The sequence below is a fragment of the Streptomyces sp. GLSS-08 genome (genome assembly GCF_056387915.1).
Map to the genome: position 1 here is coordinate 273504 of NZ_JBWJAQ010000010.1, position 22379 is coordinate 295882.

General features: G+C 70.9%; 23 protein-coding genes and 1 pseudogene. 12 read left to right on the forward strand and 12 right to left on the reverse strand.

All coding sequences use genetic code 11. The features are described 5' to 3' along the window. Positions 1-26 precede the first annotated feature (26 nt). The 9 genes from AC0ZLC_RS20240 (at position 27) to AC0ZLC_RS20280 (ending at position 9537) form a co-directional block, all read left to right on the forward strand. Positions 27-1724: a non-ribosomal peptide synthetase gene (locus AC0ZLC_RS20240; protein WP_476753365.1), complete on the forward strand. Its 1698-nt coding sequence runs from the start codon at positions 27-29 to the stop codon at positions 1722-1724. Positions 1725-1728: 4 nt separating this feature from the next. Continuing rightward, positions 1729-3501 (forward strand): asparagine synthase (glutamine-hydrolyzing), encoded by a 1773-nt coding sequence (asnB, locus tag AC0ZLC_RS20245; RefSeq protein ID WP_476753366.1) that lies wholly within the window; start codon positions 1729-1731, stop codon positions 3499-3501. Then, positions 3498-4925: an AMP-binding protein gene (locus tag AC0ZLC_RS20250; protein ID WP_476753367.1), complete on the forward strand. Its 1428-nt coding sequence runs from the start codon at positions 3498-3500 to the stop codon at positions 4923-4925. Before asnB ends, AC0ZLC_RS20250 begins: the two co-directional genes overlap by 4 nt. Continuing rightward, a complete protein-coding gene (locus AC0ZLC_RS20255; protein WP_476753368.1) occupies positions 4922-5155 on the forward strand; it encodes an acyl carrier protein in 234 nt (77 codons plus the stop codon). Before AC0ZLC_RS20250 ends, AC0ZLC_RS20255 begins: the two co-directional genes overlap by 4 nt. Beyond that, positions 5142-6374: a cytochrome P450 gene (locus tag AC0ZLC_RS20260; RefSeq protein WP_476753369.1), complete on the forward strand. Its 1233-nt coding sequence runs from the start codon at positions 5142-5144 to the stop codon at positions 6372-6374. The genes AC0ZLC_RS20255 and AC0ZLC_RS20260 overlap by 14 nt, the downstream gene beginning before the upstream one ends. Next, positions 6371-7096 carry a thioesterase II family protein gene (locus tag AC0ZLC_RS20265; RefSeq protein WP_476753370.1) on the forward strand — a complete coding sequence of 242 codons (726 nt, stop codon included), beginning with the start codon at positions 6371-6373 and terminating at the stop codon, positions 7094-7096. The genes AC0ZLC_RS20260 and AC0ZLC_RS20265 overlap by 4 nt, the downstream gene beginning before the upstream one ends. Continuing rightward, positions 7093-8367 (forward strand): APC family permease, encoded by a 1275-nt coding sequence (locus AC0ZLC_RS20270; protein WP_476753371.1) that lies wholly within the window; start codon positions 7093-7095, stop codon positions 8365-8367. Before AC0ZLC_RS20265 ends, AC0ZLC_RS20270 begins: the two co-directional genes overlap by 4 nt. Before the next feature lie 42 nt (positions 8368-8409). Then, positions 8410-9141 carry a thioesterase II family protein gene (locus AC0ZLC_RS20275; RefSeq protein ID WP_476753372.1) on the forward strand — a complete coding sequence of 244 codons (732 nt, stop codon included), beginning with the start codon at positions 8410-8412 and terminating at the stop codon, positions 9139-9141. Between the two features lie 72 nt (positions 9142-9213). Continuing rightward, positions 9214-9537 carry an NIPSNAP family protein gene (locus AC0ZLC_RS20280; RefSeq protein ID WP_476753373.1) on the forward strand — a complete coding sequence of 108 codons (324 nt, stop codon included), beginning with the start codon at positions 9214-9216 and terminating at the stop codon, positions 9535-9537. Positions 9538-9659: 122 nt separating this feature from the next. Here AC0ZLC_RS20280 and AC0ZLC_RS20285 read toward each other — a convergent pair whose 3' ends face one another. Then, positions 9660-10403, reverse strand: coding sequence for an SOS response-associated peptidase (locus AC0ZLC_RS20285; protein WP_476753374.1), 744 nt, complete (start codon positions 10401-10403; stop codon positions 9660-9662). 154 nt (positions 10404-10557) lie between these two features. Here AC0ZLC_RS20285 and AC0ZLC_RS20290 point away from each other — a divergent pair, with 154 nt between their 5' ends. Next, a complete protein-coding gene (locus AC0ZLC_RS20290) occupies positions 10558-11826 on the forward strand; it encodes a serine hydrolase domain-containing protein (RefSeq protein WP_476753375.1) in 1269 nt (422 codons plus the stop codon). A gap of 16 nt (positions 11827-11842) precedes the next feature. Here the strand turns inward: AC0ZLC_RS20290 and AC0ZLC_RS20295 are convergent, their stop codons facing one another. The 7 genes from AC0ZLC_RS20295 to AC0ZLC_RS20325 form a co-directional block, all read right to left on the reverse strand. Then, a complete protein-coding gene (locus AC0ZLC_RS20295; RefSeq protein ID WP_476753376.1) occupies positions 11843-12142 on the reverse strand; it encodes a YciI family protein in 300 nt (99 codons plus the stop codon). A 10-nt stretch (positions 12143-12152) separates the two neighbouring features. Further along, positions 12153-12689 carry a GNAT family N-acetyltransferase gene (locus AC0ZLC_RS20300; protein ID WP_476753377.1) on the reverse strand — a complete coding sequence of 179 codons (537 nt, stop codon included), beginning with the start codon at positions 12687-12689 and terminating at the stop codon, positions 12153-12155. 285 nt (positions 12690-12974) lie between these two features. Beyond that, positions 12975-13145 (reverse strand): DUF5670 family protein, encoded by a 171-nt coding sequence (locus AC0ZLC_RS20305; RefSeq protein ID WP_358852507.1) that lies wholly within the window; start codon positions 13143-13145, stop codon positions 12975-12977. A 154-nt stretch (positions 13146-13299) separates the two neighbouring features. After that, complete coding sequence (locus AC0ZLC_RS20310; RefSeq protein ID WP_476753378.1) at positions 13300-14454, reverse strand: XdhC family protein; 1155 nt, start codon at positions 14452-14454, stop codon at positions 13300-13302. Further along, positions 14447-16579, reverse strand: a complete 2133-nt coding sequence (locus tag AC0ZLC_RS20315; RefSeq protein ID WP_476753379.1) for a xanthine dehydrogenase family protein molybdopterin-binding subunit — start codon at positions 16577-16579, stop codon at positions 14447-14449. Before AC0ZLC_RS20315 ends, AC0ZLC_RS20310 begins: the two co-directional genes overlap by 8 nt. Next, positions 16576-17568: an FAD binding domain-containing protein gene (locus AC0ZLC_RS20320; protein WP_476753380.1), complete on the reverse strand. Its 993-nt coding sequence runs from the start codon at positions 17566-17568 to the stop codon at positions 16576-16578. The genes AC0ZLC_RS20315 and AC0ZLC_RS20320 overlap by 4 nt, the downstream gene beginning before the upstream one ends. Beyond that, complete coding sequence (locus tag AC0ZLC_RS20325; protein ID WP_476753381.1) at positions 17565-18179, reverse strand: (2Fe-2S)-binding protein; 615 nt, start codon at positions 18177-18179, stop codon at positions 17565-17567. Before AC0ZLC_RS20325 ends, AC0ZLC_RS20320 begins: the two co-directional genes overlap by 4 nt. A gap of 321 nt (positions 18180-18500) precedes the next feature. Between AC0ZLC_RS20325 and AC0ZLC_RS20330 the strand changes: the two genes are divergently transcribed. Beyond that, positions 18501-19088, forward strand: coding sequence for a TetR/AcrR family transcriptional regulator (locus tag AC0ZLC_RS20330; protein WP_476753382.1), 588 nt, complete (start codon positions 18501-18503; stop codon positions 19086-19088). Positions 19089-19182: 94 nt separating this feature from the next. Here AC0ZLC_RS20330 and AC0ZLC_RS20335 read toward each other — a convergent pair whose 3' ends face one another. Together AC0ZLC_RS20335 and AC0ZLC_RS20340 are read right to left on the reverse strand one after the other, a co-directional pair. Continuing rightward, entirely contained in the window at positions 19183-19398 is a 216-nt protein-coding gene (locus AC0ZLC_RS20335) for a hypothetical protein (protein ID WP_358854453.1), read from the reverse strand. Between the two features lie 159 nt (positions 19399-19557). Beyond that, positions 19558-20406, reverse strand: coding sequence for a helix-turn-helix domain-containing protein (locus AC0ZLC_RS20340; RefSeq protein WP_476753383.1), 849 nt, complete (start codon positions 20404-20406; stop codon positions 19558-19560). Between the two features lie 138 nt (positions 20407-20544). Here AC0ZLC_RS20340 and AC0ZLC_RS20345 point away from each other — a divergent pair, with 138 nt between their 5' ends. Continuing rightward, entirely contained in the window at positions 20545-21324 is a 780-nt protein-coding gene (locus AC0ZLC_RS20345) for an NAD(P)H-dependent oxidoreductase (RefSeq protein WP_476753384.1), read from the forward strand. A gap of 116 nt (positions 21325-21440) precedes the next feature. Here the strand turns inward: AC0ZLC_RS20345 and AC0ZLC_RS20350 are convergent, their stop codons facing one another. Together AC0ZLC_RS20350 and AC0ZLC_RS20355 are read right to left on the reverse strand one after the other, a co-directional pair. Then, the gene (locus AC0ZLC_RS20350; protein WP_476753385.1) at positions 21441-21893 is read right to left on the reverse strand and encodes a phospholipase; all 453 of its coding nucleotides are present in this window, start codon (positions 21891-21893) and stop codon (positions 21441-21443) included. Between the two features lie 388 nt (positions 21894-22281). Further along, a pseudogene (locus AC0ZLC_RS20355) lies at positions 22282-22379 on the reverse strand (IS5/IS1182 family transposase); the annotation flags it as partial.

Genomic DNA, 22379 nt, shown 5'->3' on the forward strand with positions numbered 1-22379 from the left:
AGGAGGGCGAGGTGCACACCCGTCACATGACAGTCGTCGACGAGATCGACCACGCGATACAGGAGTTCCCGGACGGCCCAGCCGTCCGCAATGCGGAACGTACCTTCAGCTACCGCGAGTTCGGGCAGTTGACCGACGACTTCGCGCGCCGGGTGGCCGCGCGCACCGAGCCCGGTGAGTTCGTCGGCATCCGAAGCCACCGGGACATCGGCGCCGTGGTCGCCATCGTCGGCACGCTCAAGGCACGGCGCCCGTTCGTCGTCGTCGACGACCGGGACAGCGCGGCCTCCAACGCCGCAAAGGTGCGGCTGCTGGGGCTGCGGACCATGGCCGACGCGACATCGCCCGACGGGCACGTCGTGCTCGGCGAGGTGCCCGCGGCCTGGCTGCCGGCGGGCCGGACGGCCCCTGACGGGCGCCCGGTGGGCGGACCGCTGCCGACCGGGACCGACGCCGGCTACGCCATCCACACCTCGGGCTCCACCGGCGAACCCAAGTGCGTGCTCGTGGGAGCCGAACCCCTCGCACCGGTGATCCGCGACCACGTCGAGCGGCTGGAGGTCGGTCCCGGCTCGCGCACCCTGCAGTTCGCCCGCCTCACCTTCGACGGATGCCTCACCGAGATCCTGTGGACGCTGTCCGCGGGCGCCTGCCTCGTCGTGCTCGACGAGTCCCGGCTGACACCCGGCTCCGTCCTGGCCGAGACCCTGGAACAGTTCGGCATCACCCACCTCAAGACGACGCCGTACGCGCTGACGGTCACCGAACCGACCCCCGGCATGCGGCTTCGGCACGTGATCAACGGCGGTGGCCCCTGCCGGCCTTCGGTGATCCGCACCTGGGCCACGGTGACCGCGTTCCACAACGCGTACGGCCTCACCGAGACCACCGTGTGCAACCTGCTGACCGAACCGCTCGCCCCGGAGAGTCGCCGGCACGCGGTGCCGCTCGGCTCGGTGGTCGGCGACTGCGCCTGCCACCTGCGGCCTGTGGACGGCGACACGGCCGGCGACCGCGGTGAACTCGTCGTCACCGGAGCGAGCGTGGCGCTCGGCTATCTGACCGAGGACGGCCTGGCACCGTTTCGTGAGCCCGGTTCCGAGGGCGTCTACGCCACCGGCGACATCGTCGAGGAGCGCGACGGCGCGCTGTACTTCGTGGAGCGGGTGGACCGGCAGGTCAAGGTCCGCGGCTACCGCCTGGACCCGGGCGAGATCGAGAACGCGGTCTGCCGACTGGACGGCGTCCTGGACGCCGTGGTCGTCGCCGAGTCCCACGACGGCGCCGAGGGCAGCGACCCCGACGTGCTCGTCTGCTACTACCGCGGCGACGGCGACCCGCGAACCCTGCGGGGGCAGCTGGAGAGCACCCTCGACCCGTACAAGGTCCCCTCGGTGCTCGACCGCGTCGCGACGTTCCCGCACACCCCGAACGGCAAGATCGACCGCGATGCGCTGCGGGCCGGCCGGCGCGACACAGCCCTGCGGGCGATCCTGCACGGCGAGCCCGAGCTGCGGGTCCTGCATCTCGTGCGCAGCCTCACCGGAGTGCAGGACGTGGAGCTGGACGACAACTTCTTCGACGTCGGCGGCGACTCCGCCTCCGCCGTGGTCCTCGTCAACAAGATGCGCGGACTGGGCTGGGTGGACGCCGGTGTCCGTGACGTGCTGCGGGCGGAGAACCTGCGGGTGCTCGCGGAACAACTCCAGGAACGGGGCGTGTAGCGCGATGTGCGGCCTGTGCGGGACCTTCGCGCCGGACGGCACCCTGGACAGGGCCGTCTCCGCCACCATGCACGCCCGGCTCACCCATCGCGGGCCGGACGAGAGCTACTCGCTGAGCACACCCACGCTGTCCATGAAGCTCGGACGCCTCGGCATGACCGCGCTGCGTGACGGATGGCAGCCCGCCGAGGACGCCACCGGCCGCTACGCGGCCGTGACCAACGGCGAGATCTACAACGCGCCCGAACTGAACCGACGTCTGGGCGTCCGGTCCGCCAACCGGGTGGACGTGGCCGTCGTGCCGGAACTGTTCGCACGGTACGGGACCGAAGGACTGAGCCTCATCGACGGCCAGTTCGCCACGGCGATCTACGACAGGGACCGCGAGCGGCTGCACCTGGGCCGCGACCGGTTCGGAATCTGCCCCCTCTTCTACACGGTGGCCGGCACCCACGTGCACTTCGCCTCCGAACTCAAGCCACTGGTGACCTCGGTGCCCGGGACGTGGTGGCTGGACGTCACCGCCGTCGACCAGTACCTCTCGCTCGGGAACATCGTCGCCCCCAAGACACTGGTGCGCGACGTCCACGCCGTCCCCGCCGGCTGCGTGGTCACGTTCGGCGACGGTGAACCCCGTACCACGCGCTACTGGCGCTACGGCGAGTTCGACACCGCCGCGGCACCCGCGACCGACGAGGAGATCCGCGACACGCTCGGCGGCGCGGTCGGCGACCGGCTGCACGCGGACGTCGAGATCGGCGCCTATCTCAGCGGCGGTTTCGACTCCTCCACCCTGGTACTGGAGGCGACCCGCCTCCTCGAGAAACCGCCGAAGACGTTCTCCGTGCTCTTCGAGGACGCCGCCCTCGACGAGGGGCGCTTCCAGCGTGAGGTGTCGGAGACGGTGGGCAGCGAACACCGGCAGATCCACTGCGGCCCCGCGGACGTGGCCGCCGGGTTCGAGGACATGGTGCGCCACTGCTGCTACCCGCAGCGCGAGACGTACAACGTGGCGGCGCGCATGCTGTCCGACGAGGTACGCCAGGCCGGGATCAAGGGAGTCGTCTCCGGCGAGGGCGCCGACGAACTGTTCTTCGGCTACGACTCCTACGTCTTCGACGCCGCGCGACGCCGCACGCCCCAGGGGCGCGAGGAGAACGCCCGCGCCTGGGGCCGCGCGGACTTCGGCTGGGAGGTCGACTGGGACCGCCTCGCCCGCCGGCGCCGGCAGTGCTACACCCCGCAGACCGAAGAGGCCCTGACGGGACGGGAGTTCTGGCGGGAACGGCTGATCCCCTACACCGACCAGGAGGCCGCCGCGCTCACTCCGATGCAACTGCGTTCCATCGCCGACGTGTACGTACAGCTCGGCGGGCATCTTCTGGGCGACCACGGAGACCTGATGCTGATGGCGAACTCCATCGAGGGCCGTTACCCCTTCCTCGGCAACGGCGTGGTGGAACTGGCGCTGCGCACCGGGGACGACCGCAAGGTGGCCGACTTCGAGGGCAAGGCGTGTCTGAAGACGGCGTATGCCGGCGTAGTACCCGAGCGGGTGCTGACCCGCGCCAAACAGGGATTCACGGCCTACGGACTGGACGCGATCGCCGACGAACGGCAGACGGCACGCTGGCGTGACCTCGTCGCGGCCAGCGGGATCTTCGCGCCGGATGCGTTCGACCGGCTGGTGGCCGATCCCACGCCCGACAAATGGGACGTACGTCTGAGTCTGATCAGTATCAGCGCCGTGATCGACGAGTTGGGACTGAAGCTGTGACGGATGCATGGAGCGACGTGATCAGCCCGCACCGCTGGCGCTCCGCGGAGACGGTCTGGGTGGAGCAGGAAGTCGAGTACGGCCGGGACCGGGTCGGAGAGCTCGCCGGGGCGGTCCGGCAGGCCGTCGCCCGGTACGAGGGTGCGCGCGTGGTCTGCCTGCGTTCGGACTCCCGGCTCGGCTTCTTCGCCGGCCAGTTGGGCGTGTGGCAGGCGGGCGGCCTGGCCGTGAGCGACGACGGCAGTCTCGGCGCCGACGTGCTCGACCGGGTCCGCCCGGACCTCACCCTGTTCGTCCGGGTGGGCGCGGGAGACGGTGCCGACGCCGTCGAGGAGGTCGAGCGGTCCGGCGAACGGCTGCCCGCCGACCGCATTCCCTCCGATGTCGTGGCGGTCAACTTCACCTCCGGCAGCACCGGCCGGCGCAAGGCCGTCGCGGTGACCCGGGGCAACCTGCTGGCGCTGTTCGCCTGCCGCGGACTGGACGTGCCCACACGTGGGACACCGACCGCCGGCGGTTTCGCCGCGCCCGCCTTCGACGGCTGGTGGTTCGACACCTGGAAGGCAGTGGCGGCCGGCGGCCGCGTCGTCCGCCTGCCGCATGTCAACGAAGACGTGTTCGCCTGGCCGGAACTCGCCGAGCGTTACGGCATCGACCGGGTGCTGCTGCCGGCCGCCGTCGTCACCACGGTGGTCGGTGCCATGCCCGAATGCCTCGCCGGCATCCCCTGGGTCTTCAGCGGTGGCGAGCAGTTCCGCGCGGCCACCTACCGGCAGGCCCGCGCGGCCGGACTGACGAACCGCTTCGTGAACCTCTACGGTCCCACCGAGGCGACCTTCGCCACCCACCGGTACGACCTGCCGGAGGGGTTCACGGCCGAGACCATCCCCATCGGCGCCCCGCTGGACGGCTGCCGCCAGAGCCTGCTGCCGACGGACAGCTCCCGCCCGGGCCTGAGCCACCTCGTGGTCTCCGGGCCACTGGTCTGCGCCGGATACCTGGACTGCGGCCGGCTCACAGAGCCGTTCCCGGTGCACGAGGGAAGCGCCACCTACCGGACCGGTGACCTGGTGCGTGAGGACGACGCACGCAACCTGGAGTTCGCCGGACGGCTCGACAACCAGATCAAGGTCAACGGCACCCGTGTGGACGCCGGGGCCCTGGAGCACGAGGCAGGACGTGTCCCCGGTGTCCTCGACTGCCTGGTCGCCCAGGACGACCGGGGCACGGTCGCCTTCGTCCGCCTCGGCGGGGACCACCCGGCCGAGGACACCGTCCGCGCACAGCTCGAACCCGTCGTCCGGTCGTTCTCCGACGCGATACGGCTCCACCTCGTCGACGCGTTCCCGACGAAGGCCGGCGGGAAGACCGACGTTCCCTCACTCATGGACGACTTCTACATGGAAAGGGTAGGCAAGCGATGACACAGATCTCACCAGCCATGATCGTGGAGTGCCTGCGCAAGGTCCTCCATCGCGACCTTCCGGAGGACGAGGACATCTTCGAAGCGGGCGTCGACTCGCTGGCCGTCCTGCGGTGCCGTGCCCTCCTCAAGGAGCAGACCGGCGTCAAGGTGCCCGGGCACGTCTTCTTCGAGGGCCGCACCCCCAACCGCATCGCCGAACTGACGGGAGCACTCCATGTTGGTGGTTGAGGACAGCCCGCTGTACTCGGCGGAGTTCTTCGCGGTCGACGACCCCTGGTCGTACCTCGCCGACCTGAGGGAGAACCATCCGGTGTCGGTCCACCGGCGCCCCGACGGATACGAGTTCTACGCCCTGACCCGCTACGCCGACGTGTACACGGCCTACGTCGACCACCGTCGGCTCAGCTCCGCCTACGGGACGATGATCGACGGCTCGTACCGCCCCGAGAAGGACTCGGCCTCCGGCCGCATGCTCATCGTCGCCGACCAGCCCGAGCACACCGCCATCCGGCGGCCGATCAAACGCAGCGGATTCAGCCGGGACATGCTCGAAAAGGTCGGCCGGACGGTGCGCCGCAACATCCGTACGGCGCTCGGGGAACTGTCGGTGGGCGACCGCGTCGAGTTCGACAAGGTCGTGGCGCCCGAACTGCCCAAGGGGGTGCTGGAGGTCCTTTTCGGGATCGCTCCCGGGGACGCCCAGGCCCTGCTGGACGCCACCCGCACGATGATCGGCTACCGCGACGAGTCCTACACGGGCGGCTCGCCCCTGGACTCCCTCGTCGACGCGCAGATGGAGGTTCTCGACTTCATCGACGACCTCATCGGCCGGCGCATCGAGTCCGGTTCCGCCGACGACATGATCGGATTCCTCGCGCAGCTCGTCGCCTCCGGCGACATGCCCCGCGACGTGGCCCTGCTCAACGGTCTGAACGTCGCCGTCGGCGGCAACGAGACCACCCCGCACACGGCCAGTCTCACCGTCGACACCATCCACCGTGAACGGGCCCAGTGGCTCAAGGTCGTCGCGGGCGACGTGCCCGTCGACGTCGCCACCCAGGAATTCCTGCGCTGGACCTCGACCAACAGCTACGTGCAGCGGCTGACCGTCGAGGACTTTCCCGTCGGGGACCACGTGATACCGGAGGGCAGCTTCGTCACCCTGTGGAACATGGCCGCCAACCGCGACCCGGCCGTGTTCGACCGACCCGACACGTTCATGATGGACCGGCCGGACAACAAGCAGATCGCCTTCGGCGCGGGCGTCCACCGGTGCATCGGCGCTCCGGTGGCCACCTTGGAGATCCAGACCTTCGTGGAGGAACTCGCCGCCTGGGACAAGGCGTTCGTCGTCCTCGAAGAACCGCAGCGGCTGCGTTCCAACTTCATGCTGGGGCTGACCGAACTCAAGGTCGAGGTGGTCGACGCGAAGGACGCCGGCGCATGACCGCATCCGAGCAGAGCTGCCTGCTCGTCGCGTTCCCCGCGGCGGGTGCAGGCGGCACCACCACCGAACAACTGGAGAAGCTCGCCGCCCGGCGCGGCATGGGCTTCCTCTCCCTGCCGAACCCGCCGGATTCCCGGGCTGTCGAGTCCGGCGCATGGCAGGAGGACTGCGGCACGCAACTGCGGGAGGCCCTCGACGCCGCGGACGCCGCACGAGCCCTGCTGGTCGGGCACTGCATGGGGGGACTGTCCGCGCTGCGCCTGCACGACGGACTCGCCGCCCGGACCGGCCGGCCGGCCGGCCTGCTGCTCATCAACACGCCGTGCCCGGACCACGAAGGCCGCATCCCCACCATGACCCGCCTGACCGACGCCCAGATCGCGGAGATCCTCGCCCACGACGGGTTTCCGCAGGACCTCCTCGACGACGAGGACATGCTCGCGGAGATCGCCGACGGGCTGCGCGAGGACGCCTCGGTGGCCGACGGCCTCGCCGAGTGGATCCACACCACGGCCCCAGCACTGGACACCCTGCACGTGCTCTCGACGCGGGGCGACACGTTCATCCCGCCGCGCCACTGCGTCACGTGGCACGAGCGGGTCCACGGAGAGTTCCACGTGACGGTCGCGGACGGAGGCCACACCATCGACGCTCCGCTGGCCGGACTTCTCGAACAGTGTGTCGACGCGGCCCTGCACCAGGTGCGTACGGAGGTGACGTGAGCGGGCTCCAGAAGTCGCTGGGCGGCGCCGTGGGAACCTTCCTGGCGCTGTCGACGATCCTCGGCAGCGGCATGATGATCCTCCCTGGCACCAGCTACCACACGCTGTCCCGCTCCGCGTGGATGCCCTGGGCCGTGGCGGCGCTCGCGGTCATCCCCCTGCTGTACTGCTACGCCTGGCTCGGACGGCGCCACCCGTCCGCGTCAGGCGTGGCGCACTACGCCGAGGTGGCGTTCAACCCCTCCCTGGCGCGGACCGCGGGAACGGCCGCGACGCTCGCCCTGGTCGCCGGCATCCCCGCGACCGCGCTGACCGGCGGACGCTACCTCGCCGAGTTCACCGGCGTGTCCGCCCTCACCTGGCTGTTCCCGGTCCTGGCGCTCTGCGGCGCCACCGCCGTCGCGTGCGCCGGCACCACCGTGTCCGGCAGACTCCAGGTCGCCCTGGTACTGGCCCTCTTCGCGATGGTGGTGTGCATCGCCCTGGTCGGGCTCGGCTCCCACGGGGTGCGAGCGCCGAGCACCGACCTGCCCGCCTCGGGCTCCTTCGGCACGGTGCTCACCGCGGTGTTCGTCGCCTTCACCGGATGGGAGACGGTGGCCTTCACCTTCGAGGAACACAAGCGCCCGGACGCCATCCCGCGCATCTTCGCGGCCTCGTACCTCATCGTCGTCGCCCTGTACGGACTGCTGCTCCTCAGCCTGTTCGCCACGGTCGATCCGCACGAGGACGGACTGCGGTCGGCACCGCTGCTGCTGCTCGCGGAGCGGTCCCTCGGCGACCTGGGACGTCCGGTCACGCTGGTCCTGGTGACCGCCGCCATCACGGCCAACGTCTTCGCCTCGGTGCTGGCGCTGTCCCGGCTGGTGTTCGGCATGGCGCGCAGCGGCTACCTCCCGGTCAGGCTGGCGCGCGTCCGCGAGCGGGACGGCAACCCGCTCACCGCCGTGGTGAGCGTCGGGGTACTGCTCACGCTGATCACGGTCATGAGCGCGAGCGAAGTCGTCCCGCTGGAGCGCCTCTTCACGTTCTCCGGAGGCGTGTACTTCGTCCTGTACGGAGTGGGGGCGGCGGCCTTCGCCAGGCTCGCGACGGGCGGGCCGGCCCGGGCCGTCACTCTCCTGTGCGCGGTGACGGTGGTGGGAGTCACCGTGCTGGCGGGCCCGTCCATGTGGCTGTGCTGGGCGCTGTTCGGGGCGCTCGCCCTGGCGGTCACGCTCCTGCGCCGCCGGACGGTGCACGAGGACAGCCGTGAAAGCGTGCGGAACTGAAGCGCGGCATCTGCCGTACCCACACGAACGGAGGCAGGCGAGATGACGGGTGACGAGCGCTCCATGGTGATCTTCCCGGGGGCGGGGTCCTTCGGCGGTGAGTTCCGGGCGCTGGGTGGCGCGTTCGGAGCGAGGTGCACCGTGGTGCGCTACCCCGGCCGCACCGGTCGCGACGCCGGGAAGCCCCCCGACTCCTTCGACGCGGTCGTCGCGTCGTGCACCGAGCAGATCGCCGCCCTGGCCGGCACACGGCCGGTAGTACTGTTCGGGCACAGTTACGGTGCCTACGTCGCCTACGCGACGGCGCTCGCGCTCGCCGGGAGCGGCGTCGAGGTGGACGCGCTGGTGGTCGCCGGGGCGTCGGCCCCCGACCTGCTGCGCGTACCGCCCGGGGCGACGGACTCGCCCGAGGCCGCCGCGGCGTACCTCGCCGCCGTCGACCCCGGACAGTGGGCCGCCACCGCGCCGGAGTGGCGCGAGGTGGTCGCCGAGACGGTACAGCAGGACCTGGTCCTGCTCGCCGGTTTCACGCCGTCCGCCCCACCGGCGCGCGTCCCCTGCCCGGTCCTGGCCGTCCGCGGTGCCGAGGACCCTCTGGCCGACGACGCCTCGGTGGGGCAGTGGCGACGCTTCACCCGGACGGAATGCGTCCAGCGGACGTTCCCCGGCGGGCACTCCGACCTCCTCACGTCCACCGAACTCACCGGCTGGCTCCGCGCCGAACTGGGCGTCGGCGCGCAAACGGGAGCCCGTCCGGGGCCATTCAGGGAGTGAGGAGTGCCCGGGCGGCTGTCCGCCCGGAGATTCGTACCCGGCCCGGACCGCCACCGCGTCTAACCTCGACGCATGATCACTTGCGTTGTGCGCTACGTCATCGATCCGGCGAAGACGGAGGCGTTCGAGCGGTTCGGCCGCCGCTGGATGGAACTGGTCGACGCCAACGGCGGTACGCACCACGGCTACTACCTACCCGCCGAGGGGGCGAGTGACGAGGCCCTGGCGTTGTTCAGCTTCTCCAGCCTCGCCGCCTACGAGGAGTACCGCGCGCTGTTCGGCGTGCACGTGGACTTCGTCGACGCCGACCGCATCCGCGACGAGAGCGGGTGCGTGCTGCGCTACGAGCGCACTTTCATGCGACCGCTGCTGCCCGGCGCGCAGAGTCAGTCCTGACCCGGCGCGACGGCCGCACGCGCCGGCGTCGTCAGCCGAGGCCCCCGGGTCGGTACGACGACTTCGTACAGGCCGGCGTGGGGGCGAGGGGGCGAGGTGCACCTGACGGGCGTCCGGCCCCGTCACGGAGCGACCTCGTCGAGCAACTGTGGGCCGTTGTTGCGGACGCTGTTGACGGCCGTGGTGACCGGCCGGGTCTCCAGGTGGCCGTCCGCGGGCCGGCCCAGCAGGGAGCGCAGTTCGTCGGGGTCCCGGTGGTGGGGGTCGAGCCAGGCGTCGTAATGGTCCGGGGTGAGCGCCAGCGGCATGCGCGGGTGCACGCGGCCGGCCGCGTCGGTGGCCTCGGTGGTGATGATGGTGCAGGTCATCAGCCAGGCGGCAGGGTCGTCGTCCTGCTTGACGGCTGGATCGCGCCAGTACTCGTAGAGTCCGGCCAGCGCCATGACCTGGTCGTCCTCGGGGTGGATGAAGTACGGCTGCTTACGCGTCCTGCCGGTGCCGGGGTCCTGGCTCGCCTGCCACTCGTAGAAGCCGTCCGCCGGCAGCAGGCAGCGGCGCTTGAGGAACGCGCGGCGAAAGGCGGGCTTCTCGTGGACGGTCTCCACCCGCGCGTTGATCATCCGGGCGCCGGCCTTCACGTCCTTCGCCCACGAGGGCACCAGTCCCCACCGCAGCGGCCGCAACTGCCGCCCCGCTGACGCAGGTTCGTCCTGTCCGCGCGCGGCGCGCTCGAGGACGGCCCACACCTCGTCGGTCGGCGCGACATTCCAGTTCGGCGCCAGGCTCTCCTGGGCGCGCCAGTCGGCGACCTGGAAGAGCTGGACCAGGTCCTCGGGGCTGCGGGTGGAGACGTAACGACCACACATGCCACCACTGTGCCATCGCCCGCCCCGTCGAGAGCGCCCTTCACCGACCCGTGCCGGCCGCGCCCGCGGACGGTGCTCGTAGGGGTACCCCCACCGACGATCCGGAGGCTGTCGCCATGGGGAGGTCCGGCCGGCCCCGGCAGAGTGTGAAGGCATGAAGGCAACAGAGAAGACCTCACGGCTCCGGCTTGCCCGCGCCGCCGTGCTCGCCGCCGTCGTGGCGTCCACGGCCCTCGCGCCCGGCGCCGCGGCAGCCGCCTCCCGTCCGATGTCGACGGACACCGCGGCGTACACGGAAACCGCGGCCTCCGCGGACGGGCGGCTCACCTCACGGCAGCTCCGACGCGAGACGGCGCGCGTCCTCGCGGAGGGCGGCTTCGTCGGCATCACGGTGCGCGTGCGCGACGGCGCTCGCACGGTACATGCCCGGGCGGGTGTGGCCGAGCTGCACACCGGCCGCCCTGTGCCACGCGGCGCGGAGTTCAGGATCGCCAGCGTCACCAAGACGTTCGTGGCCACCGTGGTGCTGCAACTCGCCGCCGAGGGCCGCCTGTCCCTGGACGACACCGTCGAGCAGTGGCTGCCGGGTGTCGTGCGCGGCAACGGCAACGATGGTACCCGCATCACCGTCAGGAACCTTCTGCAGCACACCAGCGGCCTTTACAACTACGGCATCGAGGAGGACACCGGGGACACGGCGGCCGACTTCGAGCGGACGAGGTTCGACCACGTGGAACCGGAGCAGGTGATCGCCGGAGCGCTGCGTCACCGGCCGGACTTCCCGCCCGCCCCGGCCGACGACCCCGAGCCCGACTGGAACTACTCCAACCCCGGCTACATCCTCGCCGGGATGATCGTCGAACAAGCCACCGGGAGGCCCTGGTCCGAGGAGGTGCGCGACCGCGTCGTCCGCCCGCTCGGTCTGACCGGCACCTACGCCCCCGGTGACGACCCGCACCTGAAGCCGCCGTTCGCGCACACCTACCACCTGTTTCCAGGCTCGGTGGGCTGGACGGACACCACGGCCAGGAACATCTCCGTGGCGGACGCGGCCGCCGCCCTGGTCAGCACCGAACGCGACCTGGACCGCTTCTTCACCGCCCTGCTCGGCGGGCGACTGCTGCCTCCCGACCAGCTCGCTGACATGCGCAGGACCGTGTCCGTCGGTCAGAAGTTCGAGATGGCGTTCCCCGGCCTGCGGTACGGCCTGGGACTGATGCGGCAGCCGCTGACCTGTGGCGGCCAGACCTGGGGCCACGGAGGGGACTTGGAGGGGAGCACGGTGCGCACCGGCTTCACCGCGGACGGGCGCCGCTCGGTCGTCGTCGTCGCCAACGGCACAGGCGGTGACGAGCAGCGACTCGCCGCCGAGCGGGCCGTCCGCGGGCTCGTGGACCGTGTCCTGTGCACAGGCACCGGGTGACCCCTACTCGTGCCCGTCAGGCCGGGAGCTGCTCCTTGTAGCGCTCCAGTGCGGGTGCGGTCTTCGTGGCGAAGAACTCCGTGATCCGGTACGCGCACACCCCGGCCTTCGTGAAGGGGTCCGCCTCCGCGATCTGCTCGGCACGGGCGCGGTCGATGCCGGCCGCGAGCAGTATCCCGCCGTCACGCGGGTCCTTGCGGCCGGAGGCGATGACGACGCCCTCCTCGTACAGGGTGTCGAGCCATGCCACGTGTGCCCGGAGGTGTTCCTCGACGCGCTCGAGGGGTGCCGTGTAGGTCAATTCCATTACGAACATGACCGGAAGGTTAGCGGGATGCCGACGTGGGGAGCGCGCCCGGAGGGGTTGTTCCGTACCGGCCCGAAGTGAGGCCGCGTCGGTAGCGCGTGCCGGGGCGCGCGTCGAGGGTGATGTCCTCGAAGGCGGTGAACCCGTTGCGGGTGAGGACCGCGCGTGAGGCCGGGTTGTCCTGTGTGGTGCACGCGGTGAGGGTGACGAGCCGGTAACGGGTGGCGGCCAGTTGGCAGACTTCGGCGACTGCGGCGCGGGCGACACCACGGCCCGTGGCGTGCTGCGCGATGCGGTAGCCGAGTTCGGCGCTGCCGTTCTGGACGTCGACGAGGTTGACGCGGCCCAGCAGGGTGCCTCGGTCGTCGACGACGAGGTGGAAGTGGCAGGTGCCGGTGTCCTGTTCCGTCAGGAGCGCCTGGTGGCGGTCGGCGAACTCGGCGAAGTAACTGTCCCCGCGGTCGGGCACGCTGCGGGCGAAGTACGCGCGGTTCTCCTGCTCGAAGGCCAGCAGGGCGGGTGCGTGATCGGCCCGCAGTCGCTCCAGCTTCGTCATGTACGACAGCATACAAACCCGGCGATCACGCGCAGGGGCTTCCTGACCGGAGTGGCACGATGCTGGAGCCGACGGGGTCTGGTCCGGGGCCGGTTCCTGGTGGAGGTGCCGGGGTTCCCTGCCGGCGCCGGGCCCCGGCCCCGGACCAGGCAGGTCGAGTACCCATGGATGGCCCAGTGATAACGGGCAGTTGGGCACAAAGGCCGTGAGGGTGATCCACGGAAACGGGTGGGGGCGCACCGGTTGTCGGTGCGCCCCCACCCGTGGGTTGGCCGTGTGCGGCTGTTACCAGCGGTACCAGCGGCCTCGGCTGCCGCTTGCTCCGGTGGAGCGTGCGAAGAAGCCGACCAGCCAGATGACCAGGACGATCACGGCGATCCACCAGAGTGCCTTAAGGGCGAACCCGGCACCGAAGAGGATCAGGGCGAGCAGAAGAACGAGAAGCAGGGGAACCATAGTTATCAACCTCCGTTCCGCCGTATGCCCCGCCGAACCACCCGCACACCTGGAACTTTCACGCGGCTCCGCGGCTCCGCTGCCACTCGGCGGCTTCCGGGCCTTCTGAGTGGAACAGGCGGCCTCAGTCGCGTCCCCGGGCCTTCCGTGCGGGTCAGGCGGCCTCAGTCGCGTCGGCCGCGTCCTCCTGTCCCCTGTCGCGGTGAATCGGCGTCCGCGAACCGGTGAGCGGCAGACCCGTGCCACCATTCCGGACCGCGATGATCTCCGCCGCGATCGACAGCGCGGTCTCCTCGGGCGTCCGGGCTCCGAGATCGAGGCCGATCGGCGACCTCAGGCGCGCCAACTCCGCGTCCGACAGCCCGATGTCGCGTAGCCGCCGGTCACGGTCCGCGTGGGTCCGGCGCGAACCCATCGCCCCGACGAACGCGACCGGCATCCGCAGGGCCTGCTTCAACAGGGGGACGTCGAACTTGGCGTCATGGGTGAGTACGCACAGGACCGTGCGTCCGTCGGTCGAGGTGCGTCGCAGGTAGCGGTGCGGCCAGTCGACGACGAGTTCGTCCGCTTCAGGGAAGCGGGCCCGGGTGGCGAAGACGGGGCGGGCGTCGCACACCGTGACGTGGTAGCCGAGAAACTTCCCGGCCCGGACGAGCGCCGCGGTGAAGTCGATCGCGCCGAACACGATCATGCGGGGCGGCGGCACGTTCGACTCGACGAGCAGGGTGAGCCCGCCGGGGCAGTGCGTCCCGTCCTGAGCGAGTTCGAGGGTGCCGGTGCGTCCGGCGTCCAGCATGGCCCGGGCTTCGGCCGCGGCGGTCCGGTCCAGTTCCGGGGAGCCGCTGTCGTACGACCCCTCGTACGACCCGTCGGGGTGCACCAGCAGGGCCTTGCCCAGCAGTCCGGCCGGGCCCCGGACGATCCGCGCGAGGGATCTGGGCTCACCCGAAGCCGCTGCCGACAGCGCCGACCGGAACAGTTCACGGGCCGGTGCCCCCGCGCCGACGGGGGTGACCATGATGTCGAGGGTTCCGCCGCAGGTCAGGCCCACGGTGAAGGCGTCCTCGTCGCTGTAGCCGAACCGCTCCAGGACGGTCTCGCCGTCCCGGAGGGCCTGGACACACAGGTCGTACACGGCACCTTCCACACAGCCGCCGGAGACCGAGCCGATGACCGTGCCGGCGCTGTCGACGGCGAGGGCCGCACCCGGGCCGCGTGGCGCGCTCCCGCCGACGGCCACGACGGTGGCGACGGCGAACTCCCGGCCCTCCGCCAACCAGAGGGCCAGCTCGTCGGCGATGTCAAGCATGTGCGGCCGCTCCCAGGACGCGGTCGGGTCGGATGGGCAGGGCGCGGTGACGTACACCGGTCGCGTGCCACACGGCGTTGGCGACCGCCGCCGCGGCGCCCACGATGCCGATCTCGCCGATGCCCTTGATGCCGACCGGGTCATCGGGGTCCGGGTCGTCCACCCAGTCCGCCTCGACGAGCGGTACGTCGGCGTGCGTGGCGACGTGGTAGCCCGCGAGGTCGGCGCCGTAGGGGGCGCCCGTGATCCGGTCCCTGACGGCCTCCTCGTGCAGGGCCATGGAGATGCCCCAGATCATTCCGCCGGTGAACTGGCCGCGGGCCGTGAGCGGGTTGACGATGCGGCCTGCGGCGAAGATGCCGAGCATGCGGCGGACCCGCACCTCTCCGGTGGTCACGTCGACGGCGACCTCGGCGAACTGCGCGCCGAACGAGTGCCGTTCCTTCTGCGCGAGGGCGCCGACGGCCGAGGTGGTGTCCGAGCGTACGGTGATGCCCTCCGCGGGGATGCCGTCGCTCAGGGCGAGCCGCTCCCGCAGTTCCCCGGCCGCGGCCGTGACCGCCCAGGCCCACGACCGGGTGCCCATCGAACCGCCGGCGATCATCGCAGGGCCGAAATCGCTGTCACCGATTCGCACGCGCACCCGGTCGGTCGGCACCCGCAGAGCGTCCGCGGCGATCAGGGTGAGCGCGGTCCGTGCGCCGGTTCCGATGTCCGCGGCGCTGATCCGCACGGTGAAGGTGCCGTCGGCCTCCGCGGTCGCGGCAGCCGTGGACGGGGCGGCTCCGACGAAGAAGGAGGCCGCCGCGGTGCCGGTGCCCAGCAGCCAGCGACCGTCCCGGCGCAGTCCGGGGCGCGGGTCCCGGTCCGCCCAGCCGAACCGGCGTGCACCCTCCCGGAAGCAGCCGGGCAGATTGCGGGTGCTGAACGGCAGCCCGGACACCGGACCCACGTCGGGCTCGTTGCGCAGGCGCAGCTCGATCGGGTCGATGCCGCACTTCTCGGCGAGTTCGTCGAGCGCCGACTCCAGCGCGAACGACCCCGGCGCCTCACCTGGAGCACGCATGAACGTCGGCGTCGGCACATCGAGCCGTACGACCCGGTTGGCGGTGTGATGGGCGGGCGCGTCGTACATGACGCGAGCCACGCCGGCGCTCGCCTCGATGAACTCGTGCACGGTCGAGGTCCGGCTCAGGGAGCTGTGCTCCAGCGCGCGCAGCCGTCCGTCGGGGTCGGCGCCGAGCCGGATGCGCTGGATGGTGGGGCTGCGGTGTCCGGCGAGCGAGAACATCTGACGGCGTGTCATGACGACGCGGACGGGGCGTGCCAGTGTGGTCGCCGCCATCACGGCGGCCACCTGGTGCGCGCGGAGCCCCTTGCTTCCGAAGCCGCCGCCGACGTGCTCGGACCGCACCCGCACGGACGAGGCGTCGAGCGAGAACATCTTCGCGAGTTCGTCCGCGACCCACACCGTGCCCTGGTTGGAGTCCACCACCTCCAGCCGGCCGTCGTCCCACAGGGCTGTCGCCGCGTGGGGTTCCATCGGGTTGTGGTGCTCCTCCGGAGTGGAGTACTCGGCGTCCAGGACCACGGCGGAAGCGGCGAGTTCGGCCTGAAGGTCGCCCTTCTCCGTCACCGCCGGGCCGCCCGGTCCGGGCATCGTGTAGGCGTCCGGGTTGCCGGCGGAGAAGGTGACGTCGTGCGGTTCCTCCTCGTAGTGGACCACCAGTGCCTCCGCCGCCTCCCGGGCCTGCTCGGAGGTCTCGGCGACGACAAGCGCCACCGGCCAGCCCGCGTGCGGCACCCGGTCGTGCTGGAACACGGCGGCGGTCGGGTCCGGCGGCATCCCGAGCATGCCCACGTAGTCGATGTCGACGCGCGGGGCGTTCCCGTGATGCAGGACGGTCAGGACGCCCGGCATCTCCAGGATCGGGGCGGTCTCCATCGACCGGACGCGGCCGCGAGTGACCGTCGACAGCACCAGCCATCCGTGCGCCAGTTCGGCGAAGGGGATCTCTCCCGCGTAGCGGGCCACTCCGGTGACCTTGTCGCGGCCCTCGACGCGGGTGTGCGCGGTTCCGACGGCGTTCTTCGTCGCGGTGGCCCCGGTCGTGGTCGTGGTCATCGGGAGGCCTCCTCGGCGAGTTCGCTCAGCACGGCGACGGCGAGATTGCGCATCAGTGTCACCTTGTATCCGTTGTGCGGCAGCGGCCTGGCGGCCGCGAGTTCCGCGTCTGCGGCCGCGGCGAAGGCCGCGGCCTCGGCCGGCCCGCCGGTCAGGGCCTGTTCCGCCGTACGGGCCCGCCAGGGCCGGGACGCGACCGCCCCGAACGCGAGGCGCACCTCCTGTACGACACCGTCCCGCACGTCGAGCGCGGCAGCGACCGAACCGATGGCGAAGGCGTACGAGGCCCGCTCGCGCACCTTGCGGTAGCGGGAGCCGGCGCCCACCGGAGCGGGCGGAAGGGTGACGCCGGTGATCAGTGCACCCGGTGGAAGGGCTGTCTCCAGGTGCGGGGTGTCACCCACCGGGAGATAGAGGTCGGTGAGGGGCAGCTGACCCTTCCCGTCCGCCGTTTCGTAGGAGACGACGGCATCGAAAGCCGTCAGCGCCACCCCCAGATCGGAGGGGTGGGTCGCCACGCAGTGGTCGGAAGCACCCAGCACCGCGTGGTTGTGGTGCTCACCCTTGATCGCGGGGCAACCGCTGCCGGGGACGCGTTTGTTGCAGGGCTTGGTGACGTCGGCGAAGTAGCCGCAGCGGGTGCGCTGCAGCAGGTTGCCGCCGACGGTCGCCATGTTGCGCAGCTGCCCGGAGGCGCCGGCCAGTACCGCCTGGCTCAGGGCGGGGTAGCGGCTGCGGACGGCGGCGTGCGCCGCGAGGTCGCTGTTGGTGACGGTCGCGCCGATGCGCAACCCGCCGTCCTCGGTCGACTCGATGGCGTCCAGCGGGAGTTCGCGTATGTCGACGAGGCGACCGGGCCGTTCCACGCCCGTCTTCATCAGATCGACGAGATTGGTTCCTCCGCCGAGGAACCGGGCGTCCGGGTCGGCGTCGAGCAGTGCGAGGGCGCCGGGGACGTCGACAGCGCGCTCGTATCGGAACTCCTTCATGCCGACGTCCCTTCGTGCTGTGCGGGCCGCGTGTCCTTCGCGGTTCGGTCGCCGTCCCCGCGGGCGTTCCGGGAGTCGGCCTCGGCGGCACGGGCGACCGCCTGCACGATCGACACGTACGCTCCGCAGCGGCACAGGTTGCCACTCATGCGTTCTCGTATCTCTTCGGGGGTCAGCGGCGGCGGCCCCGCTTCGGGACGTACGTCGTCGGTGACGGCGCTCGGCCAGCCGGCGGCGTGTTCCTCGATGACGGCGACGGCCGAACAGATCTGGCCAGGCGTGCAGTAGCCGCACTGGTAGCCGTCGAGATCGAGGAACGCCTGCTGCACGGGGTGCAGTTGCTCACCGTCGGCGATGCCTTCGATGGTGGTGATCTCCCGGCCCTCGGCCGCCACCGCCAGTTGCAGGCAGGCGAGGGCCCGGCGTTTGTCGACGAGGACGGTACACGCCCCGCACTGCCCCTGGTCGCAGCCCTTCTTGGTGCCGGTCAGATCGAGGCGCTCGCGCAGTGCGTCGAGCAGGGTGGTGCGGTGGTCGACGGTCAGCGTGTGCTTCTCGCCGTTGATGTTCAGGGTGACGGCGCTGTACGTCGACGAAGGTGCTGGGGCCATGATCAGCCTTCTTTCGCATTCCGGACCATCTCGCGGAGACGGTCCGGCAGCAGAGGAGACGGAAGACGCTAAGACGTGTCGGGAGGGATCTGAGATGGGTCAGCGGCTGTGGGGGAGGCCACGCCGCGGGGAACGAGGGCAGGCCGGAAGCAGGGAGAATGCGGTGAGGAAGGGCGGTGCCGACCGTCACCGGCTGTCCCTGTCGACCGCCCACCGCTAGGGTGAGCCTAACCGGACAGCTGTCCGCTCACCTGGAAACGTAGTGGACAGTTGTCCGCTTAGCAAGGACAGGTTTCGGCCACAGGACCACGAGGAGGACGAGTGCAGCAGAAGAAGGACGCACCGCTGCGCTCGGACGCGCAACGGAACCGCGAGCGGATCCTGGAGGTGGCCCTTGCCGAGCTGACGCGCTGTGCGGACGTCCCCCTCAGCGTGATCGCCAAGAAGGCGGGTGTCGGGCAGGGCACGTTCTATCGCAACTTTCCCAGCCGCGAGGCTCTCGTCCTGGAGATCTACCGGCACGAGATGCAGCAGGTCGCCGACGCCGCCACCGAGTTGCTCGAAACGCATGAGCCCGTCCGGGCCCTGCGTGAGTGGATGGATCACCTCGCCCGGTTCGCCATGACCAAGGCCGGCCTGGCGGACGCGATCCGCCAGGCCACCAGCGCGCCGGGCAGCCCGGCGAAGCCGGGACACACACCCGTGACCTCCGCGGCCGAACTCCTGCTGCGCACCAACGAGGAGGCCGGCACGATCCGCCCGGGAGTGACCGGGGACGACTTCGTCCTCGCGATCGCCGGGCTGTGGCAGCTCGACCCCCAAGGGGACTGGCAATCGCGCGCCGGCCGCCTTCTGGACCTCGTCATGGACGGACTGCGCGCGGGCGCCTCCGGCCGCCGGGAGAGCTGAGAGGGGACCCGAAGGGGTCGGCCCGGGGCTCGCCGTCCGACAGGACAGGGCGCGAGGGGGCTCGGCGCGTGCGCTCTGCTGAAACGAAGACCCGTCAGGCGAACCAGTGGGGGGAGCCGGATCCGAGCTGGCGGGGAGGGGAAGTCGGGGGCGACGCGGCGGGGAGCCTGGGCAGATGGCGGTCGGACGCCGGTTCCGAGTGGAGGATCCACTCGAGTTCGCGCTGGATCCGGCGGGCCTCGGTACGGACCTGCAGGGGTATGTCGCCGCGTTCGGAGATCAGCTGGGCGTAGATCGGTGCGTCGTGCACGAGTGGTGCTTCCCCTCGAATTGGATGCATGGCGTGGCTTCAACTGTAAGGCTGCCGCGTCGAAGTGCCGGTCAGCCTCCCTGTTCGGCCGGATCCAGAGGCGGCGTGTCCGAGGGTGCGCACAGCGCCCTGACCAACTGGGCAGACAATGCCGCCGACTTACTCGCGGACCTGAACGTCCACCGCGGCCTGGGCCCCGCCGCTGTCCGCGCCCAGGCCCGCGAGCAGGCGCAGTCCGTCCTCGGCGGGGCTGCCGGGGGCCGCGGACAGCACCAACAGCTCCATGCCTGATTCGTCGGGCAGCGCGAAGTTCTCCTGGTGCAGTTCCAGCAGTCCGACCAGCGGATGCCGGTACGCCTTGCGTCCGTGCGTGCGGGCGCGCACGTCCGCACGGGCCCAGAGGCGGCGGAAGCGCTCGCTGCCCATCGCCAACTCGCCGACGAGCGAGGCCAGGCGGGGATCCTCGGGGTACTTGCCGGCGGCCAGACGCAGGTGCCCGACCACGTCGAGCGTGCACCTGTCCCAGTCCGCGTAGAGGCCGCGCTCGTCCTCCTCGAGAAAGATGTGCCGGGCGGTGTTCAGACCCGGCGCCGGCCGGCCGTAGAGGAGCCCGGCGAGGCGGTTCCCGGCGAGCACGTCCAGGCGGTGGTCCATGATCAGCGCGGGCGCGTCGGTGACCAGGCCGAGGGTGCGCAGCAGCTCCGGCCGGACTCGCCCGCCCGGCGCCTTCGCGCGGCGGTGGCGCTGCCGCGCGAGCCGGTGGAGATGCCCGCGTCCGGTCTCGTCGAGGCCGAGGACGCGGGCGAGGGCGTCGAGGACCTGCTCGGAGGGCTGGGTCGCGCGGCCCTGCTCCAGGCGTACGTAGTAGTCGACGCTGACTCCGGAGAGGTGCGCGACCTCCTCGCGGCGCAGCCCTTGGACCCGGCGGCGGCTGTCGACGGGAATGCCCACCGCCGCCGGGTCGACTCGGGAGCGCCGGGTCCGCAGGAAGCCCGCAAGATCGTCCATGTCTCCAGTATGGCCTCGGCGGAGCCGGGGAAGGTGGTCCTGCCAATACCAGGAAGCCCGGTCCGACGGAAGCCCCGCCCCTGAACGCCGGACGCCGTGGTCCCCAGAATCGAAGGCACCCGATCCGAAGGAGTGCCCATGAACACGCTGCTCGTCTGCGCCCACCCGGAACCGACGTCGCTCAACGGCTCGCTGAAGAACCTCGCGTTGTCCACCCTGGAGGCCGCCGGGCACGAGGTACGGGTGAGCGATCTGTACGCGATGAACTGGAAGGCGGTCGTGGACGCCGCGGACTACGGCCCCGCCGCATCGGGTCCGCTGAAGGTCGCCCGGGACTCGGGCCGGGCTTTCGACGCCGGGACGCTCACCCCGGACGTCCTCGCCGAACAGGAGAAGCTGCTGTGGGCCGACACGATCATCTTCCAGTTCCCGCTGTGGTGGTACACGATGCCCGCGATCCTCAAGGGCTGGGTGGACCGGGTGTTCACCTACCACTTCGCGTACGGCGTCGGCGAGCACAGCGCCACCAGGTACGGCGAGCGCTTCGGTGAAGGCACCCTCGCGGGCAGGAAGGCCCTGCTGTCGGTGACCGTCGGCGGCCCGGAGTCGCACTACGCCGCGCGCGGGATCAACGGCCCCATCGACGATCTGCTGTTCCCGATCCACCACGGCATCCTCTACTACCCGGGCATCGAGGTGCTGCCGCCGTTCGTGCTGTACGGCGCCGACCGGCTGACCGACCAGGAGTACCCGGAGGTCGCGAAGGCCTGGAAGCAGCGCCTGCTCACCCTGGAGTCGACCGAACCGATCCCGTTCCGCAGGCAGAACTTTGGCGACTACGAGATTCCCTCGCTGCACCTGACGGAGGGGCTGGAGCCAGCCGGCCGCACGGGTTTCGGGCTGCATGTGCGCGGCTGACCGCCGATGACGGCCAGGGAGCCGGGGCGCGTCGAGGGTCATGTGCCGCGCAACGTATCAGCGGGCGCTCAGGCGAACGTCGGCTGATACGTCGGCGGGTGCTGGTGCGGCGTCCGTCAGCCCAGCACCTTCACGGCCTGGTAGTACGTCCATGCCGTGCTGTCGCAGGTGGTCTTCGTGGCGCCGCTGTACCGGGCGCAGACACGCTTGAGGTCCTCGTAGAAGGCGCTGTCGACGCGGGGCTTGTTGGCGTTGAAGGTGCCGGCGGCCTTGTAGTTGCGGTAGCCGAAGTCGTGCCGCGCGCAGGAGGTGCTGAAGGGGAAGCCGAGGGGGTTGTCCGGCGAGGTGGAGCAGTAGTCGGTGGACCAGTCGAACCCGTAGGCCGTCCAGGCGGACTGGTTGGCCCGGGCGGCGGTCCAGGCGCTGTAGCTCGACGCGCTGGTCTGCGTCCAGTTGGAGAGCACTTGCGCCTTGTCGGCGGGTGCTGCGTCAGCGGTCGCGGCGCCGGCGATGACGGTGGTGACGGCCAGCGCCGAGGCGGCGAGTCCGGTGGCGAGTCTGCGGTGCATTCCCACACCTCCACAGGGCTGCGGCCCGCCTCTCGGGCCGCAGGTTCATGTCAAGATGATGTGCTTCCCGACCACCCCTTCACACCTCTGCCGCCCCACGGAATCGTGAACTCCACTCGCATTCGAGGAGAGGGCGAGTGGGAGAGCGGGGCTGCGACTGCCGTGGGACAACCGAGCCTCCGGCAACAGACGTTGGCAGAGTGCGTGCCATCACGGCGGTCCCGTGTATGTCAACCCGTGTCGCAGTTCGAGCAGTTCATTGACTGGGCGGAATCACCCGGCCGTGTGGACGGCTGGTGACGGGCCGTCAGCGGCTGGGCACTACCAGGGGCGGCGTCAGGCCGCATACGCGTCGCCCGCTAGAGGTTGTCCCGTATGGGGGCATGAGTTATCCAGTGAGGGCCAGGTTGTGGAGTCGGGCGATGCCGAGCATGGCTTGGTGAACGCCGTTGCCCTTGAGTCGGCAGTCGCGCAGGATCTTCCAGT

Coding starts and splice junctions, on each gene's coding strand:
- AC0ZLC_RS20300 (WP_476753377.1), bottom strand. CDS start 12,689: ATGACGAAGCTGGAGCGACTGCGGGCCGATCACGCACCCGCCCTGCTG.
- AC0ZLC_RS20325 (WP_476753381.1), bottom strand. CDS start 18,179: ATGGCCCCAGCACCTTCGTCGACGTACAGCGCCGTCACCCTGAACATC.
- AC0ZLC_RS20255 (WP_476753368.1), top strand. CDS start 4,922: ATGACACAGATCTCACCAGCCATGATCGTGGAGTGCCTGCGCAAGGTC.
- AC0ZLC_RS20240 (WP_476753365.1), top strand. CDS start 27: ATGACAGTCGTCGACGAGATCGACCACGCGATACAGGAGTTCCCGGAC.
- AC0ZLC_RS20290 (WP_476753375.1), top strand. CDS start 10,558: ATGAAGGCAACAGAGAAGACCTCACGGCTCCGGCTTGCCCGCGCCGCC.
- AC0ZLC_RS20280 (WP_476753373.1), top strand. CDS start 9,214: ATGATCACTTGCGTTGTGCGCTACGTCATCGATCCGGCGAAGACGGAG.
- AC0ZLC_RS20345 (WP_476753384.1), top strand. CDS start 20,545: ATGAACACGCTGCTCGTCTGCGCCCACCCGGAACCGACGTCGCTCAAC.
- AC0ZLC_RS20275 (WP_476753372.1), top strand. CDS start 8,410: ATGACGGGTGACGAGCGCTCCATGGTGATCTTCCCGGGGGCGGGGTCC.
- AC0ZLC_RS20310 (WP_476753378.1), bottom strand. CDS start 14,454: ATGCTTGACATCGCCGACGAGCTGGCCCTCTGGTTGGCGGAGGGCCGG.
- AC0ZLC_RS20260 (WP_476753369.1), top strand. CDS start 5,142: ATGTTGGTGGTTGAGGACAGCCCGCTGTACTCGGCGGAGTTCTTCGCG.
- AC0ZLC_RS20340 (WP_476753383.1), bottom strand. CDS start 20,406: ATGGACGATCTTGCGGGCTTCCTGCGGACCCGGCGCTCCCGAGTCGAC.
- AC0ZLC_RS20320 (WP_476753380.1), bottom strand. CDS start 17,568: ATGAAGGAGTTCCGATACGAGCGCGCTGTCGACGTCCCCGGCGCCCTC.
- AC0ZLC_RS20305 (WP_358852507.1), bottom strand. CDS start 13,145: ATGGTTCCCCTGCTTCTCGTTCTTCTGCTCGCCCTGATCCTCTTCGGT.
- asnB (WP_476753366.1), top strand. CDS start 1,729: ATGTGCGGCCTGTGCGGGACCTTCGCGCCGGACGGCACCCTGGACAGG.
- AC0ZLC_RS20295 (WP_476753376.1), bottom strand. CDS start 12,142: ATGTTCGTAATGGAATTGACCTACACGGCACCCCTCGAGCGCGTCGAG.
- AC0ZLC_RS20265 (WP_476753370.1), top strand. CDS start 6,371: ATGACCGCATCCGAGCAGAGCTGCCTGCTCGTCGCGTTCCCCGCGGCG.
- AC0ZLC_RS20350 (WP_476753385.1), bottom strand. CDS start 21,893: ATGCACCGCAGACTCGCCACCGGACTCGCCGCCTCGGCGCTGGCCGTC.
- AC0ZLC_RS20285 (WP_476753374.1), bottom strand. CDS start 10,403: ATGTGTGGTCGTTACGTCTCCACCCGCAGCCCCGAGGACCTGGTCCAG.
- AC0ZLC_RS20315 (WP_476753379.1), bottom strand. CDS start 16,579: ATGACCACGACCACGACCGGGGCCACCGCGACGAAGAACGCCGTCGGA.